General features: G+C 74.7%; 15 protein-coding genes. 4 read left to right on the forward strand and 11 right to left on the reverse strand.

The window, feature by feature from the left end:
- Positions 1-48: 48 nt before the first annotated feature.
- Positions 49-1,509: a carboxylesterase/lipase family protein gene (locus tag AB0881_RS31700; protein ID WP_366622844.1), complete on the forward strand. Its 1,461-nt coding sequence runs from the start codon at positions 49-51 to the stop codon at positions 1,507-1,509.
- 27 nt (positions 1,510-1,536) lie between these two features.
- On the opposite strand, the gene lhgO is transcribed toward AB0881_RS31700, so the two are convergent.
- The 3 genes from lhgO to hisN form a co-directional block, all read right to left on the reverse strand.
- Positions 1,537-2,721, reverse strand: coding sequence for an L-2-hydroxyglutarate oxidase (gene lhgO, locus AB0881_RS31705; protein WP_366622894.1), 1,185 nt, complete (start codon positions 2,719-2,721; stop codon positions 1,537-1,539).
- Positions 2,722-2,906: 185 nt separating this feature from the next.
- Positions 2,907-3,095, reverse strand: coding sequence for a hypothetical protein (locus tag AB0881_RS31710; protein WP_366622845.1), 189 nt, complete (start codon positions 3,093-3,095; stop codon positions 2,907-2,909).
- Between the two features lie 100 nt (positions 3,096-3,195).
- Entirely contained in the window at positions 3,196-3,999 is an 804-nt protein-coding gene (gene hisN / locus AB0881_RS31715; protein WP_366622847.1) for a histidinol-phosphatase, read from the reverse strand.
- Between the two features lie 37 nt (positions 4,000-4,036).
- Between hisN and AB0881_RS31720 the strand changes: the two genes are divergently transcribed.
- Positions 4,037-4,870 (forward strand): hypothetical protein, encoded by an 834-nt coding sequence (locus AB0881_RS31720; RefSeq protein WP_366622849.1) that lies wholly within the window; start codon positions 4,037-4,039, stop codon positions 4,868-4,870.
- On the opposite strand, the gene AB0881_RS31725 is transcribed toward AB0881_RS31720, so the two are convergent.
- From AB0881_RS31725 to AB0881_RS31760, 8 genes are all read right to left on the reverse strand, one after another.
- The gene (locus tag AB0881_RS31725; protein WP_366622851.1) at positions 4,857-6,365 is read right to left on the reverse strand and encodes an FAD-binding oxidoreductase; all 1,509 of its coding nucleotides are present in this window, start codon (positions 6,363-6,365) and stop codon (positions 4,857-4,859) included. The genes AB0881_RS31720 and AB0881_RS31725 overlap by 14 nt on opposite strands.
- A 26-nt stretch (positions 6,366-6,391) precedes the next feature.
- Entirely contained in the window at positions 6,392-7,912 is a 1,521-nt protein-coding gene (locus tag AB0881_RS31730; protein WP_366622853.1) for a serine/threonine-protein kinase, read from the reverse strand.
- Positions 7,913-8,000: 88 nt separating this feature from the next.
- On the reverse strand, positions 8,001-9,011 hold the full coding sequence (rsgA, locus tag AB0881_RS31735) for a ribosome small subunit-dependent GTPase A (protein ID WP_366622896.1): 1,011 nt from the start codon (positions 9,009-9,011) through the stop codon (positions 8,001-8,003).
- Positions 9,012-9,014: 3 nt separating this feature from the next.
- Entirely contained in the window at positions 9,015-10,295 is a 1,281-nt protein-coding gene (gene aroA, locus AB0881_RS31740) for a 3-phosphoshikimate 1-carboxyvinyltransferase (RefSeq protein ID WP_366622855.1), read from the reverse strand.
- A 268-nt stretch (positions 10,296-10,563) separates the two neighbouring features.
- Entirely contained in the window at positions 10,564-11,973 is a 1,410-nt protein-coding gene (locus tag AB0881_RS31745; protein WP_366622857.1) for a CHRD domain-containing protein, read from the reverse strand.
- A 252-nt stretch (positions 11,974-12,225) separates the two neighbouring features.
- Positions 12,226-12,957 (reverse strand): zf-HC2 domain-containing protein, encoded by a 732-nt coding sequence (locus AB0881_RS31750; protein ID WP_366622859.1) that lies wholly within the window; start codon positions 12,955-12,957, stop codon positions 12,226-12,228.
- Positions 12,954-13,535 (reverse strand): sigma-70 family RNA polymerase sigma factor, encoded by a 582-nt coding sequence (locus AB0881_RS31755; RefSeq protein WP_366622861.1) that lies wholly within the window; start codon positions 13,533-13,535, stop codon positions 12,954-12,956. Before AB0881_RS31755 ends, AB0881_RS31750 begins: the two co-directional genes overlap by 4 nt.
- 159 nt (positions 13,536-13,694) lie before the next feature.
- Positions 13,695-14,477 (reverse strand): DoxX family membrane protein, encoded by a 783-nt coding sequence (locus tag AB0881_RS31760; protein ID WP_366622863.1) that lies wholly within the window; start codon positions 14,475-14,477, stop codon positions 13,695-13,697.
- A 123-nt stretch (positions 14,478-14,600) separates the two neighbouring features.
- On the opposite strand from AB0881_RS31760, the gene AB0881_RS31765 reads away from it, so the two are divergent.
- Positions 14,601-15,443, forward strand: coding sequence for an SOS response-associated peptidase (locus tag AB0881_RS31765; RefSeq protein ID WP_366622865.1), 843 nt, complete (start codon positions 14,601-14,603; stop codon positions 15,441-15,443).
- A gap of 68 nt (positions 15,444-15,511) precedes the next feature.
- A complete protein-coding gene (locus AB0881_RS31770) occupies positions 15,512-15,844 on the forward strand; it encodes a TraR/DksA C4-type zinc finger protein (protein WP_366622866.1) in 333 nt (110 codons plus the stop codon).
- The last annotated feature ends 40 nt before the right edge of the window (positions 15,845-15,884 follow it).

The following is a 15,884-nucleotide window of genomic DNA, read 5'->3' on the forward strand; positions in this document are numbered from 1 at the left end:
TCGCTACCCTCAAGTTGTTCGAATCTTGTTCTAGAAACGAGGGTGCGGATGGAGACCGTCGTCCAGACCAGGTACGGCAAGGTGCGGGGCGCGAGCCGGGACGGGGTGGCCGCGTTCCTCGGGATCCCGTACGCGGCGCCGCCGTTCGGGGCGGACCGGTTCGCCGCGCCGCGGCCGCCGGAGCCGTGGGACGGGGTGCGGGACGCGCTGGAGTTCGGCCCCACGGCGCCGAAGCCGGGCTACCCCAAGCCGTACGACATGCTGCTGCCCGACCCGGAGATCCCCGGCGAGGACTGCCTGAACCTGAACGTCTGGACGCCGTCGCCGGGGGACGGCGAGCGGCTGCCGGTGATGGTGTGGATCCACGGCGGGGCGTTCCGGAACGGGTCGGGCGCCGTGAGCGCCTACAACGGAGCGAACTTCGCGCGCGACGGCGTCGTCTGCGTGACGATCAACTACCGGCTGGGCGTCGAGGGCTTCGCGTACCTGCCGGGCGCCCCCGCCAACCGCGGGCTGCGCGACCAGATCGCCGCGCTGGAGTGGGTGCGCGACAACATCGCGGCGTTCGGCGGCGACCCGGACCGGGTGACGGTGTTCGGCGAGTCGGCGGGCGCGATGAGCGTCAGCACGCTGCTGTCGCTGGACCTGGGGCTGTTCCGCCGCGCCATCGCGCAGAGCGGCGCCGGCGCCATCGCGCAGACGCCCGAGGACGCGCTGCTCGTCAGCGCGGAGATGGCCGCCCGGCTCGGGATCGAGCCGACCGCCGAGGCGTTCGCGAAGCTCGACCCGGCCGAGATCATTCCGGTGCAGTCGGCGGTGGCGGCGGAGGTGTCGGCGCTGCCCGACCCGGGCCGCTGGGGCGCCACCACGGCCGCCTCCGGGATGGCGCTGACGCCCGTACTGGACGGCGAGCTGCTGGCCCGCCGCCCCGAGGACGCCGTCGCCGCCGGCGCCGGACGGGACGTGGACCTGCTGATCGGGTACACGGCGGAGGAGTTCCGGCTCTTCCTCATGCCGACCGGGCTGGCCGCCGCCCTCACCCAGGACCTGGTCGGCGCCATCGCGACCGGGATGGGGACGCGGGCCGACGTGGTCGCCGCGTACCGGGACGCCCACCCCGAGATGTCCGCCGGCGAGCTGCTCGCGACGCTGATCACCGACGGCCTGTTCCGCATCCCGGCCAACCGGCTGGCCGAGGGGCACGGCGGGTCCACCTGGATGTACGAGTTCGCGTGGCGGTCGCCCAACCACGACCTCGGCGCCTGCCACGCGCTGGAGCTGGGCTTCGTCTTCGACAACCTGAACGTGGACGGGTCGGGCGAGATGGCCGGCCCCAACCCGCCGCAGGAGCTGGCCGACGCCATGCACCGCGCGTGGGTGGACTTCGCCGTCCACGGCGACCCCGGCTGGGAGCGGTTCGACGCCGCGTCCCGTCCGGTGAAGGTGTTCGACGGGGCCGGGAACCCGGTGGCCGCCGACCCGAGGGGCGCCGACCGCGCCCTCTGGTGAGGGCGCCGCCGGATCAGCCCGCGAGGATCAGCCCGCGAGGATCTCCCCGGCCAGGTGCTCGGCGATGGCCAGGGACGAGGTGGCGGCGGGGGACGGCGCGTTCCGCACGGTCGTGACCGGCCCCAGCCGCCCGATCCGGAAGTCGTCGACGAGCGAGCCGTCCGCGTCCACGGCCTGGGCGCGCACCCCGGCGGGCGCCGGCACCATGTCGGCGGCCCGCAGGTCCGGGACGAAGGCGCGCGCCTCGGCCAGGAACGCGCGCTTGACCGCCGAGCCGTACATCTCCCTGACGCCGGTCCGCCAGTGCCGCCGGGCGAGGTGCTTGAAACCCGGCCAGCGCAGCGTCTCCCACAGGTCGGCGGGCCGGACGTCGCGGCGCCGGTAGCCCTCCCTGGCCAGCGCGAGCACGGCGTTCGGCCCGACGTCGACGCCGCCGCCGGCCCGCCGGGTGAAGTGGACGCCGAGGAACGGGTAGCGCGGATCGGGCACCGGGTAGATCAGCCCCCGGACCAGGTGCTCCCGGTCCGGGACGAGCCGGTAGTACTCGCCGCGGAACGGCACGATCGCCGGCGCGGGGGAGTCGCCCGCCAGCCGCGCCACCCGGTCCGACTGGAGGCCCGCGCAGATCACCAGCCGGTCGAAGACCAGCTCCTCGCCGCCGCCGGTGCGGACGGTGACCGCGTCCCCCCTGCGGCCGATCCGGACGACCTCCGTGCCCAGCCGCAGCGTGCCGCCCGCCGCCGTCACGTCCGCGGCGTACGCGCGGGCCACCGCCGTGAAGTCGACGATGGCGGTCTCCGGCGAGTGCAGCGCGGCGATCCCGGCGGCGTGCGGCTCGATCTCGCGCAGCCCCGTGGCGTCCAGCCGGCGCAGGCCCGGCACGCCGTTGGCGGTGGCCCGCCGCTCGATCTCCGCCAGCGGCGCCAGCTCGGCCGCGTTCCGCGCGACGACGACCTTCCCGCACTCCTCGTACGGGAGGCCCCGGTCGGCGCAGTAGTCCTTGAGCAGCGCGATCCCGCGCCGGCACAGCGTCGCCTTCAGCGAGCCGGGCGCGTAGTACAGCCCGGCGTGCGCCACGCCGCTGTTGTGGCCCGTCTGGTGGGCCGCGAGACGGTCCTCCTTGTCGAGGACGGTCAGCTCCGCGTCAGGGCGCAGCTCCGCCAGCCGCCGTGCGACGGCCAGCCCGAGGATCCCCGCCCCGACCACTCCGATCCGCGCTGCGTTTATGGCAGTGCCCTTGGCGTCAGGCCTTGGCGGCCTTCCTTCGGCGGGCACTGCGGCGATCGCCGCATCGCTCCGAACTCGCCTTGACGGCTCGCTGCGCGATCAGGTTCTCGCCTGCGCTCGGACCTGCCTTCGGACGCGATCGCGACGCTTGGGATCCGTTCGGGCACCGATCAGCCGCCCAGGCGCTTGCGGGACTGGGCGCGGACCCGGCGGCGCTGCGACGGGTCGAGCATCATGTAGAGCACGGCCGGTACGGCCATGACGCCGAGCACGATCAGCGCCACCGTCCACCAGCCCAGGATCGACAGGACGAGGAACGCGGCGACGCCGCCGATCACGAACTTCATCTGGGTCGACATCTTCTACCTCCGTACGGGCCGCCCATATCGAGAACGATCGCACGCGAGCGGTCGTTCCACGATATGTCGCGAGTCCGCGGGAAGCCAGCCCCCGACCAGGTCAGATGCGCAGCGAGAGCTGGCCGCCGCCCAGCGTGCGCAGGACCTCGGCGTGCAGCTTGCCGTTGGTGCAGACCACGCTGCCGCCGTCCGGGCCGGGGACGCCGGACAGGTCGGTGAACATCCCGCCGGCCTCCTCGACGATCACCTGGAGGGCGGCCAGGTCCCACAGCGACACCTCGGGCTCGGTGGAGATGTCGACCGCGCCCTCCGCCACCATCATGTGCGACCAGAAGTCCCCGAACGCCCGCGTCCGCCACACCGTGCGGGTGAGGTCCAGGAAGCGGTCCAGCCGGTCCTGCTCCTCCCAGCCGGACAGGCTGGAGAACGACAGCGACGCGTCCGACATCTCGGTGACCGACGAGACCTGCATCCGGGTGGCCCGGGACAGGCTCCGGCCCGTCCAGGCGCCGCCGCCGCGCGCCGCCCACCAGCGCCGGTTCAGCGCGGGTGCCGACACCAGCCCGACCACGACCTCGTCGTCCTCCATCAGCGCGATCAGCGTGGCCCACACCGGGACGCCGCGGACGAAGTTCTTGGTGGCGTCGATCGGGTCGATGATCCAGCAGCGCTGGCTGAACCCGGTCTTCCCGTACTCCTCGCCGATCACCGCGTCCCGCGGCCGGGCCCGCTTGAGCGTCCCGCGGATCTGCTCCTCGACGCCCCGGTCGGCGTCGCTGACCGGGGTCAGGTCCGGCTTGGTCTCGATGTCGAGATCGAGCGCGCGGAAGCGCTTGGTCGTGATGTCGTCGGCCCCGTCCGCCAGCACATGCGCGAGACGCAGGTCATCGGAATAGCCCGCCACGGCGTGCCACGCTACACGGAAGTGGGAGCATGATGGCATGGCGCACGACCTTCCCCCGTGGGTGGCCGAGCTGACCGACCCCCGCCGCGCGCGGACGCTCGACGAGCTCGCCGACCGCCTCGTCCCCCTGGCCGAGCACGCCATCGACGTGTCGCGGCGCCTGCAGGCGCTGCTCAACGAGCTGAACGACCCGTTCAAGCGGGAGGCGCTCTACGACCGGGTCGAGCGGCTCAAGGCCCGCTCGAACGAGGCGCTGGACGAGGTCGCCGCCGAGATCGCCGCCTCCGGGCGGGAGCGGATCGACCGCATCCGCGCCGAGTGGGAGGAGCGGCTCCCCGCCGGCGAGGCGGAGCGCGACCGGCTCGACGGCGAGATCGTCCCGCTGGTGGCGCGGTGGGAGCGGGAGGCGGCCGCGCGGGTGGCGGACGCCACGTCCGGCGGGCTGGACGAGGCCACGCAGCTGCTGCTCACCCGGGTCGAGGAGCTGGCGAAGGCGGTCACCGACCTGATCCACGACGTGCTGCCGCTCGCCCGCGAGGGGCTCGCGCTGGCCGGGCGCATCTCGGCGCTGTCCGCCCGGGCCAGGCAGGCGGGCCGCGGGCCCGTGCCCGGAGACCTGGCGGAGGAGGGCGCCGAGACGGCGCGGGCGTTCGACGAGGCGGTGGCCCGGCTGGAGCTGGAGTGGTCCGCGCTCGGCACCCGCGCCGCCACCGTGCGGGCCGCGCTGCGCGGCGCGGAGGAGGCGGCGTTCAGCCAGGTGACCGGCGCGATGACGCGGTGCGTGGAGGAGCTGGCCCCGGCGCACGTGCGGGCGCTGGCCGAGGCCGAGTCCCAGGCGCGGAGCCTGCTGGAGGAGCTCACGAGCGGGTGACGCCCTGCGGTGCGCGCAGCAGCGCTCCCGGGTCGTAGGCGGCCTTGGCCCTCGCGAGCCGGCCGAGGTTGGCGCCGTAGTAGGCGCGGCCCCCGTCGTCGAGGTCGGGATCGACGTAGTTGACGTACGCGGCGCCGCCGAGATGGGGCTCCATGGCCCGGTGCGCGGCGCGCAGCCAGCCGAGGTCGCCGCCGTTCGCGAGGTACTGGACGCAGAACAGCGCCCGCCGGTGCGGGAACGCGGTGTCGCCCGGCCTCACGCGGGCGATCGCCCCACCCATCGCGTCCATGAGGACCGAGCGTCCGGCGACGCCGTTCCCGCCGGTGAAGCGGCCGAGCAGCGCGCCGATCCCGGCCTCGGTGAGCGGCCTGTACGCGATGTGCGACTTGCCGGAGTAGTCGGTCCGCGGGAAGCGCCCGCCGGGCCGCTGGCCGGGCAGATCGCCCTGGGCGTGGCACTCCTCGGTGCTCTGCCCGGCGCACCCGCCGGTGAACTTCATCGCCTCCAGGTACGGGCGGCGCCGGGAGTCGTCCCCGGACGGGTCGTGCCCGATCGCCGCCACCAGCGGCTCCAGATCGTGGTCGCCGGGCGCGACGCCGGTGATGTCCACGGTCGGGGCGCCCGCCGACGGCTCGGTGTTGAGCTGGAGGCCGCTCCAGATCCCGTCCGGCGCCGCCGGCGCCCAGCGCTGCCAGCCGCCGATCGCCGCGGCGGCCCGGGACCAGGGGTAGCGCAGCGCGAACGTCGTGACGTCACCGGTCCGGAACGTCCGGAACGTGAACTCCACCGCCACCCCGAAGTTGCCGCCCCCGCCGCCCCGGCACGCCCAGAACAGCTCAGGGTCGCGCCGCGCGTCGCAGTCCCGGATCCGGCCGTCCGGCGTGACGATCCGTACCGCCTCCAGGAAGTCGCAGGTCAGCCCGTGCGCCCGCGACATCACCCCGAGCCCGCCGCCCAGCGCCAGCCCCGCCACCCCCACGGTCGGGCAGGTCCCGGCCGGGACGCCGGCGCCCGCCTCGTCCAGCCCGCCGTACAGGTCGATGAGGCGCGCCCCGGCCCCGACCACGGCGCGCCCGCCCTCCGCCCGGACGCCGGCCATCGGCGACACGTCGACGACCAGCCCCGTCCCGGTCGAGCGGCCCGCGTAGTCGTGGCCGCCGCTCCGCACCGCCAGCGGCGTCCTCGTGAGCGTCGCGAAGGCCACGCACTCGGCCACGTCCGCCGCGCTCTCGCAGTACGCGATGCCCGCCGGCCCGACCCGGTCGTAGCGCGGGATGTAGAGCCGCCTCGCCCGGTCGTAGTCCGCGTCGTCCGGCCTGATCAGCCGGCCTTCCAGGCCCCGTTCCAGCGCCTTCCAGCCGGCCGGCCCGGTCGGCCGCGCCGCGGGCCGCGCCGCGGCGGGCGGCTCCCGGCGTGGCGCGGGCGGCCGGTCCTCGCCGGCACACCCGGCCGCTGCCGAGCCCGCCAGCGCGGCGAGGAACGTGCGTCGCTCCATCCGCCCATGCCATCACAATTCCGGCGTCAGGAATGGCGGAACGTCCCGAGGAAGGTGTCGAACGTCCCGGTGCTGCCCGTCCATAGATCGGCGCGCGAGATCATCAGGATCAGGTAGAGGGAGCCGTCGAACGACAGCAGCCGCACCCTGGCCCGGCCGTTCACGCCCTCGCGGGTGAAGGTGAACTCGAACTGCGCGGCCGTCCCGCCCAGATAGGGCACGGACGGATCGAACGACAGCCGCTCGTAGTTCTCGTACCGGGTCCGCATGCTCCGCTCGGCCTGCGCCAGGTACTCGCCTTCCCTGCCGGTGGTGCTCGCGACCTTCTGCACGACGATCCCCCGGCGGTTCTTCACCTCGGGATCGTTGAACGTCGTCTCGGCGGGGGCGTTCCCGGCGTCCTCCTTCCACGCGCGGGGCACGGCCGCCGCGAACACCGGGCCGCGGTACTCCTTATAGCCGTCCGGTACGACGGTCGACTGCGCCGACGGGGACGCCGCCGAGGTCCCCGGCGAGCCCGAGGCCTGCGGCCTCTCGCCCGAGGAGTTCGCGACGAACAGGCTGAGCACCACCGCGCCCGCCACCACGATCGCGCCGAGCACCGCCGCGGGAACGATCACCGGCCAGCGCGGGCCGCTCCGCCGGGCGGGCGGCAGCGGGGTCTCGACCGTCGGGGGCGCCACGGGCGGCGGGAGCGTCACGTTCCGGCCGCCCGGCGGGACCCAGACCGGAGCCGGCGCGCCCCGCGCCGCCTGCCGCAGCAGCCGCTCGGTCTCGTCGTGGCTCAGCCGCCGCTCGGGCTCCTTGCGCAGCAGCCCGTCCAGCACCGGAGCCAGCGGGCCGGCGAGGCGCGGCGGATCGGGGTCGTCGGTCAGCACGGCGGCCATCACGCCCCACAGGTCGGCGCGCTGGAACGGCGGGCGGCCCTCGACCGCCGCGTACAGCGTCCCGCCCAGCGACCACAGGTCCGAGGCGGGCGTCGCGCGCTGGTGGCGGGCCTGCTCGGGCGCGAGGTACGCGGGGGAGCCCACGATCGCGCCCGCCTGCGTGAGGGTCTCGTCCCCGGCCATCGTCGCGATGCCGAAGTCGGTCAGCACCGCGCGGTGCTCCGGCAGCAGCACGTTCCCCGGCTTGACGTCGCGGTGCACCACCCCGGCGGCGTGCGCGGCGCGCAGCGCGTCCAGCAGGTCCAGGCCGATCGCCGCGGCCCGGGCCGCCGGCAGCGGGCCGCCGTCCGCCAGCACCCGGTCCAGCGCGGGCGCCCGGACCAGCCGCATCACGATCCAGGGCCGGCCGTCCTCCTCGATCACATCGTGCACGGTCACGATCCCCGGATGGTCGAGCCGCGCCGCCGACCGGGCCTCCCGGAACGTGCGCGCGTACACCCGTTCCACCGCGGCCTCGTCGAGCCCGCGCGGCAGCGCGACCTCCTTGATCGCGACCTCCCGGTCCAGCGTCCGGTCCACGGCCCGCCAGACGGCGCCCATCCCGCCGCGGCCCAGCAGCTCCACCAGTTCGTAGCGGGAGGAGATCATTCGGGGGGTCATACGAGGACGATAGCCAGCATCGCCCCCCGCGCGAGGGCGTTGGCCGTCCCGGGAACGAGGGGAACGCGGGGAACGAGGGGAACACGGCCTATTCGGCGTCGCCCTCGCGGCTGGTGAGGAGGCGGCGGAGGGAGTCGAGGCGGGCCCGGCTGGCGCGGCCGTCCTCGACCCAGGAGTCCAGCCCGCAGCTGTCCTGCAGGTGGTCGCAGTGCGGCGGGCAGCGCTCGGCGGCGCCCTCGGCGAGGTCCTCGAACGCGTCGATCACGCTCTCCGGCCGGACGTGCGCCAGGCCGAAGCTGCGCACCCCGGGGGTGTCGATGATCCAGCCGTCGCCGCCCGGCAGCTCCAGCGCGATCGCGGACGAGGACGTGTGCCGGCCACGGCCGGTAACCGCGTTGACATGGCTCACCGCCCGCTCGGCCGCCGGGACCAGCGCGTTCACCAGCGTCGACTTGCCCACGCCGGAGTGGCCGACCAGCACGCTCGTCCGGCCGGACAGGTGCCCGCGCAGCCCGTCGCGGTCGCCGCCGCGCCGGGTGACCACGTACGGGACGCCCAGCGGCGCGTACGCCTCGACCAGGTCGGTCGCGGGCGCCAGGTCGGCCTTGGTCAGGCAGAGCAGCGGGTCCATGCCCGCGTCGTACGCGGCGACCAGGCAGCGGTCGATCATCCGGGGGCGCGGCTCGGGGTCGGCGAGCGCGGTCACGATGACCAGCTGCTCCGCGTTCGCCACGATGATCCGCTCGAACGGGTCGCTGTCGTCGGCCGTCCGGCGCAGCGACGACGAGCGCGGCTCCACCCGGACGATCCGGGCGAGCGTGTCGGGCCGGCCGGACACGTCCCCGACCAGCGCCACCCGGTCGCCGACCACGACGCCCTTGCGGCCCAGCTCGCGGGCGCGCATCGCGGTCACGATCCGCGCGTCCGGGGTGCCCTCGCCGACCAGGCAGCGGTAGCGGCCCCGGTCCACGGCCGTGACGAAGCCCCCGACCGCGTCCTCGTGCGCCGGGCGGCGGCGCGTGCGCGGCCGGGAACCGCGGCGCCCGGGCCGTACCCTGACGTCGTCCTCGTCGTAGTCGCGAACTCGGCGTGGCGGCAGTGGTCAGCCCTTTCCGGTCAGCATGCGGCCCCACAGCTCCGTGAAGCCCGGAAGCGTCTTGCCCACGGTGGCGACGTTCTCCACCTCGACCCCCGGCACGGCCAGGCCGAGCACCGCCGCGGCCATCACCATCCGGTGGTCGTCGTACGTGCGGAACACGCCCCCGTGCAGCGGCCGCGGCCTGATCTCCAGCCCGTCGGGCAGCTCCCGGACGTCCCCGCCCAGCCCGTTGATCTCGCTGACCAGCGCGGCCAGCCGGTCGGTCTCGTGGCCCCGCAGGTGCGCGATGCCGGTCAGCCGGGACGGCGTGCCCGCCAGCGCGGCCAGCGCCGCCAGCACCGGCGTCAGCTCGCCGACCTCGTGCAGGTCGGCGTCGATGCCCTGGTACGTCCCCGTGCCCCGCACGGTCAGGCCGTCCGGACCGGCCGCGACCTCGGCGCCCATCCGCGCCAGCAGCCCCCGCAGCGCGTCGCCGGGCTGCGCGGTGTCGTCCGGCCACCCGGGCACGGTCACCCGCCCGCCCGTCACCAGCGCCGCCCCGAGGAACTGCGCCGCGTTGGACAGGTCAGGCTCGATCACCCATTCGCGGCCCTGGATCGCGCCGGGGGCGACGCGCCACACGTTATCGCCCGTCTCGACCGCGGCGCCGGCCTCGCGCAGCATCCGCACGGTCATCTCCAGATGCGGCGCCGACGGCACCGGCGGCCCCTCGTGCCGGACCTCGACGCCCTTGGCGAACCGCGGCGCCGCCAGCAGCAGCCCGGACACCAGCTGCGACGAGCCGGAGGCGTCGATCGTGACCGCGCCCCCCGCCACCGCGCCCGTACCGCGGACGGTGAACGGCATCGCGTCGCGGCCGCCGTCGTCGATCTCCGCGCCGAGCGCCCGCAGCGCCGCGAGGATCGGTCCCATCGGCCGCTCCCGGGACCGCGGATCGCCGTCCACGTCCACCGGCCCGCGCGCCAGCGCCGCGACGGGCGGCAGGAACCGCATCACCGTCCCGGCCAGCCCGACGTCCACCTGGGCCGGCCCGGCGAGCTCGTTCGGGCTCACCCGCCAGCCGTCGTCCTCCGCGACGATCCCGACCCCGAGCCCGCGCAGCGCGTCCGCCATGAGCAGGGTGTCCCGGCTGCGCAGCGGCCGCACGACCGTCCCCGGCCCCTCGGCGAGCGCCGCCAGGATCAGCGCCCGGTTGGTCATCGACTTGGACCCGGGCAGCGGAACGGTGGCGTCGACCGGCGCGGCGGCGACCGGCGCGAGCCAGTGAGGTGAGGACGAGGACATGAAAGGAGTTTATTGCCTCCCCGGCAACCCCGGCGCGCCTGCTCAGGTGGAACGGACCCGAGGCGTCGCGAGCGCGTCCGAAGGCGGATTCGAGCCCGCGAGAATCCGATCGCGCAGCGAGCCGCCAGGCGAGACGGAGCGATGCAGCGCTCGCCGCGTGCGCGACAAGGAGGAGCCGCCAGGCGACGACGCCGCTCGCGCGCGCAATGAACACAGAGCGCCCGCCGTACGGGGGGATGCGTACGGCGGGCGCGGTCGGGGGTTCGTTCTAGTCCATGAAGAGGTAGTCGGCGCGGTACGGGACGCGGGTGGTCGTGCCGGGGGCGCAGGGGCCGGACGGGGCGGCGCCGCCGATGGTGTTCAGGCGGAGGATCTGGCTGGTGCCGGACAGGAGGCCGCGCTTCGCGCCGGTCTGCGTGGCGTCCAGGACGAGTTCGGGGATGTTCCCGTCGCCGTTGAACGACTTGGTGACGGCCTTGCCGGTGACGGCGCTGCGGTCGGGGGCGATCCACTGCGGCGGGCCGGACGGGCCGGGCTTGACGAAGGAGTGGGCGATGCCGTCGCCGAGGACGGCGGTCACGCCGTCCTGGGTGAACGCGTGGCCGCCGTCGGGCTGCGGGGTGCAGCGGTAGATCTGCGCGCCGCGCAGGACGGGCTTGGCGAACGCCTTGGGCTGCGTGCCGGTGACGGGGGCGAGGTGGCCGCGTACAGCACCGCCGGGGAACTCGGCCGTGTGGAGGTTGGTGTAGTGGCCGGCCGGGTCGGCCATGATGCGCTCAGCGGTGGCGGGGCCGACCTGGGTCATGCCGGCCAGGCCGGTGACGCCGGCGGGCAGGCCGCGGGGAGCGCTGAACAGGTCGGCGGCGATGGGGCCGTTGGCGCCCTTGGGGCCGCGGTGGATGTGGCCGATGGTGGGGGCGGCGATGCCCGTCCAGGTGAAGCTCCACGAGACCATCGCGTCGTGGCTGCGGGCGAACGCGGTGGCGCGGCCGTCGGGGTCGCCGGTGGCCTTGCCCTCCTTGTTCGGGACCTCCTGGGCGCCGTCGGAGAGCGACTGGAGGGTCGGGGACGCCCCGCCGTTCATGATCCCGTTGAGGTCGGCGGGGCGGTTCAGCCGGTGGAACTGGCCGCGTACGGCGCCGCCGGGGAACTCGCCGGTGTGCAGGTTGGCGTAGAAGTCGACCGGGTTCTTCTTCAGCTGGGCGAGGGCCGTCCGGTCGGTGACGCGGACCGAGCCGGCGACGGCGCGGGACGTCTCCGGGAGCGCGCCCGCGAAGAACGGGACCTTGATCGCGCCGTTCACGCCGGCGGAGCCCAGGTGGATGTGGCCCGCGGTGGGGGCTGCGACGTCCTGCCAGCGGATCGCGTACCAGAGCCGGTCGCCCTGGATCCGGACCAGGGCCTGCGCGCGGCCGTCCCGGTCGCCGGTGGCCTTGCCGTCGGCGGCCGGGACCTCGTTGCGGCCCAGGAGGCTCGCCGCCAGGTACGTGATGTCGCCCTTGCCGGGCCCGTCGCCGGCGGGCAGCGCGGGGGCGCCGTGGTCGTGGGTGCCGGTACGGGACGCGGTGCCGGCGAACGAGCCGGTGAACTCGGAGACGGTCGTGGTGGCGATACCGGCGCCGGTGGCGACCAGCGCCGCGACGGCGATTCCGGGCAGCACGAATTTGCGAACGGACATGACTGGCCCCTTGAGGTTATTCGGGTTCCTGATCGAAGAAGGGCCCCGCAGCCCTTCACCCATTCGCACGGGACCGCCTCGGGCGGGGGTTCAAAAGGTTTTCGATTTCTTTATCGATGTGATTGATCCGGTCGGGCTATCAATCTTTCGGGCCGCAAAAAAAGTCCGGCCCGGTGTGGGAAACACCGGGCCGGACGGTAGGCCGCCGTGGAGCAGGCCGGGCGGCGAGAAAAGGGGAAATGATTCGGGTGGTCAGACCGGAATGGTCAGCAGTTTGCCGCCGCCCTCCTTCACCACCTCGAAGCGGTCGATGCGCTCGCGCGGGATCGCGGTGCCGCCGTGGGTGACGAGCGGCGCCTCCGAGCCCGGGACGCCGTAGCCCTTGGGCGGGACCGCCCAGCCGGTGACGACGGACCGTTCACCGGTGGCGGACACCGCCTCCAGGCGGCACTTCAGCGGGCCGCGCACGCCGCGCAGCTCCAGCCCCACGTGCGTGCCCCAGCCCTTGCTCTCCAGGCCCACGACGCCGGACGCGCCGGTGCTCGCGTCCTGGGCGGTCTTCCGCTCGCCCCAGATGACCAGGGCGCGCGCCGGGCCATGGTCGTGGCCGGGCGCCGGCGAGCCGTCTCCGGTGACCGCGGCGCCGACCGTGACGCCGGTCGCCAGCAGCACCGCGGCCGCGGCCGACCCGATCACGTACGTGCCGCGGCGGGCGCGGCGCGCCCGCCGCTGCCGCTCGCGGAGCAGATCGACCACCGCGCCCGGCGGCTCCGCCGGCCGCTCCGGTTCAGGGGCCGGCTCCTCGACCGCGTCGCGAAAATCCCGGATCTCCGTCAGTGCTGTAGCCGTCCCGGACAATTCCCTGAATTCGGCCGCGCATGAACCGCAGTGGAGAAGATGCGCCTCGAAGGCCCTCCGGTCGTCCTCTTCCAGCAGGCCCAGGGCGTAGGCGCCGACATCGGTGTGCTCGACCTCGGAGGTCATGCCGTCACCCCTCTCTCTTCCAAAGCGACACGCAGCGCGCGCAGCGCGTAATAGACGCGGGACTTGACCGTTCCCACCGGAATCCCGAGGACCTCGGCCGCCTGGTTGACCGTGCGGTCGCGCAGCACCGTCTCGGTGAGCACCTCGCGGTGCGGCGCCGACAGCGCGCGGAGGGCCTCGGCGACCACGACCTTGCGCAGCAGGCCGTCCATCTCGTCCGCCATCGGCAGGTTCTCCAGCGCCCCATCGCCCACCTCGGGCGGCCGGACCTCCCGGTGCCGCCGGTTGTCGATCACGATACGGCGGGCGACGGTGGCCAGCCAGGGCATCAGCGAGGCCGACCGGGCGTCCAGCCGGTCCGCGCTCCGCCAGGCCCGGATCATCGTCTCCTGGACGACGTCCTCCGCCCACTGCCGGTCCCCGCCCGTCAGGCGCAGGACGAAGGACAGCAGCGGGCGGTGGTACTCGCGGTACAGCTCGGCGACGAGACGTTCGTCGTCGGCCGGCGCGGGCCGCGGGCGGCGGACGAGTCTCCGCAGCCCGCCGGTCGCGGGGCCGGCCGTTCCTGGTGCTGCCATGGCCGGGCGTCTCCGTGGGTCGGGGGTTCCCGTACTGCCGGGGGAGCCCTGGAGGGACGGTCAGCAGGCAGTACGGGCCCGACCGGGCCCCGGGTTCAACGCCTTTGAGCCTTTCTTAAGGTTCCCTTCGGGAACGGGACGCCCGGCGGTGGCGGCCGGTCAGCGCCGCGCGGCCTTGATCCGCTTCGCGCCGGCCTTCCGCGCGCTCGCCGCCCGGGCGCCCGCGGCCCGGCCGAACGTGGCGGTCTTCGCGCCGGCCGCCCGGGAGCCCTTGGCCGCGGCCTTGGAGCCCTTGGCCGCCAGTTTGGAGCCCTTGGCGGCGGCCTTGGACGCCTGCGCGGACGCGGCGGACGCGGCGCGCGGCCCGCCCCGGCCGCGCGACCGGCGCCTGGCCTCCGCGCGGGCCTCGCGGACCTGCCGGGCCATCTCCCGGCGGGCGTTCCTGATCTCCGCCGCGGTCTCCCGGCGCAGCACCTTGGTCTCGGCGCCCGCCTGGAGCCGCGCCTCGCGGGCCTGCCGCCGCAGCTCGGCCACCTTGGGGGAGCGGCGCGGCTCGGTGGCGACCATGAGCAGCGCGCCGAACAGCCCCGCGTTCTTCAGCAGGTGGGAGCGCTCGCTGCCGCGCCGCTCGGGGTCGTCCTCGGTCCAGTAGTGGTGCTCGGTCGCCAGGGTGGGCAGCAGCTGGGCGGCCATCAGGAGCGTGGTCAGCCGGCGGAACCGGCCGGTGAGCAGCAGCACGCCGGTGCCGAGGCTGAGCGCGCCCTGGGCGCGGACGAGGGTCTCGGGGTCCTTCGTCGGCAGCCACTCCAGCCGGTCGGCGATCGGCTTGACGGTGGGCGCCACCTGCTCGGCGCGCGGGCGGGGGTCGCGGAGCGTCTCCAGCCCGGTCATGATGTACGGCGCCGCCACGAGCGGGCGGGCCAGGGTCGTGATGGGTCGCATGCACGGCTACATGCCCAGCGCGTACGGGGTCAAGCACACGCCGCGCGGCCGCGCGGGGGCCGGAACCGGACCCGCTCCGGCCGGTCCGCCGGACGTACCGCGCGGACGAGGCAGGATGTACCCATGTGCGGTCGATATGCCACGGCCCGGGCGCGCCAGGAACTGCTCGACGAGTTCCAGGTGCAGCTCGACGCCACCGAGGATGATCTGCAGCCCGACTACAACGTCGCACCGACCAAGCAGGTCCCGGCGATCCTGACCAGGGCGCCGAAGCCCGCCAAGGACGGCAAGGACGCCAAGGGCTCCCAAGGCGCCGGGGACGCGGAGGAGGAGGCCGCGGCGGTGCGGCAGCTGCGCACGCTGCGCTGGGGCCTGGTGCCGTCGTGGGCCAAGGACCTCTCCATCGGCAGCCGGATGATCAACGCCCGGATGGAGACGGTGCACGAGAAGGCGTCGTACAAGCGCGCCTTCGCCCGGCGCCGCTGCCTGCTCCCGGCCGACGGCTACTTCGAGTGGTACACGATCCAAGAACAGGGGGACGAGCCCGCCGACCCTGCCGCGGAGCAGAAGAAGGGCAAGAGGAAGCCGCAGAAGCAGCCGTTCTACATCCACCCGAACGACGGCGCCGTGATGGCGATGGCCGGGCTGTACGAGCTGTGGAAGGACCCCGAGGGGGAGTGGGTCTGGACCTGCACGGTCATCACCACCGACGCGCCGGACGACCTGGGCCGCATCCACGACCGGATGCCGATGGTCGTGGAGCGGGAGCGGTGGGACGCCTGGCTCGATCCGGAGCTGACCGACACCGAGCAGGTGCGGGGCCTGCTGGTGCCCGCGATGAGCGGCACCATGTCGGCGCAACCCGTGTCAAAGGCGGTCAACAACGTAAGAAACAACGGTCCAGAGCTCATAAAACCTCTGTCGGATGGGGATAGTTCTGGCAAACAATCCGACACCTTGTTCTGACCGCCGGCGCAGTCGGCGGTCGGAGGCGAGCCCCGGGTCCGGGGCGTACCGGGAGGAGTTCCGGCACCGTGGACACCGCCACCGCCCGCAGCCGACTGGAGGCGATGCTCGCCGACCTGGACCGCTCGATCGCGGTCCTCAAGGGTGAGCACCCCGAGCGCGAGATCCCGGCCGCCGACGCCGGGTCCGGCCTCTCCGACAGCGACCGCGTCGAGGCCGCGCTCGAGTCGATGGAACGGCACCGCACGGCGGTGCGCGCGGCGCTGGAGCGGGTCGTCGCCGGGACGTACGGGCAGTGCCTCGGCTGCGGGAAGCAGGTGCCCGAGGGCCGCCTGGAGGTGCGCCCCGACGCGGCCCGCTGCGTCGCCTGCCAGACCAAGCACGACCGCGCCATGCGCTGATCCCCGCGCCGACCCCCGCGCCGGGCCCCGTCCCGGAGCC

Source organism: Spirillospora sp. NPDC029432 (genome assembly GCF_040703975.1).
Lineage (GTDB): Bacteria > Actinomycetota > Actinomycetes > Streptosporangiales > Streptosporangiaceae > Spirillospora.

Bases quoted from the DNA above. Each gene is read 5' to 3' on its own strand.
- AB0881_RS31765 (WP_366622865.1), top strand. From the start codon at position 14,601: ATGTGCGGTCGATATGCCACGGCCCGGGCGCGCCAGGAACTGCTCGAC.
- aroA (WP_366622855.1), bottom strand. From the start codon at position 10,295: ATGTCCTCGTCCTCACCTCACTGGCTCGCGCCGGTCGCCGCCGCGCCG.
- AB0881_RS31760 (WP_366622863.1), bottom strand. From the start codon at position 14,477: ATGCGACCCATCACGACCCTGGCCCGCCCGCTCGTGGCGGCGCCGTAC.
- AB0881_RS31745 (WP_366622857.1), bottom strand. From the start codon at position 11,973: ATGTCCGTTCGCAAATTCGTGCTGCCCGGAATCGCCGTCGCGGCGCTG.
- AB0881_RS31720 (WP_366622849.1), top strand. From the start codon at position 4,037: ATGGCGCACGACCTTCCCCCGTGGGTGGCCGAGCTGACCGACCCCCGC.
- AB0881_RS31755 (WP_366622861.1), bottom strand. From the start codon at position 13,535: ATGGCAGCACCAGGAACGGCCGGCCCCGCGACCGGCGGGCTGCGGAGA.
- AB0881_RS31750 (WP_366622859.1), bottom strand. From the start codon at position 12,957: ATGACCTCCGAGGTCGAGCACACCGATGTCGGCGCCTACGCCCTGGGC.
- AB0881_RS31725 (WP_366622851.1), bottom strand. From the start codon at position 6,365: ATGGAGCGACGCACGTTCCTCGCCGCGCTGGCGGGCTCGGCAGCGGCC.
- AB0881_RS31730 (WP_366622853.1), bottom strand. From the start codon at position 7,912: ATGACCCCCCGAATGATCTCCTCCCGCTACGAACTGGTGGAGCTGCTG.
- AB0881_RS31710 (WP_366622845.1), bottom strand. From the start codon at position 3,095: ATGTCGACCCAGATGAAGTTCGTGATCGGCGGCGTCGCCGCGTTCCTC.
- AB0881_RS31700 (WP_366622844.1), top strand. From the start codon at position 49: ATGGAGACCGTCGTCCAGACCAGGTACGGCAAGGTGCGGGGCGCGAGC.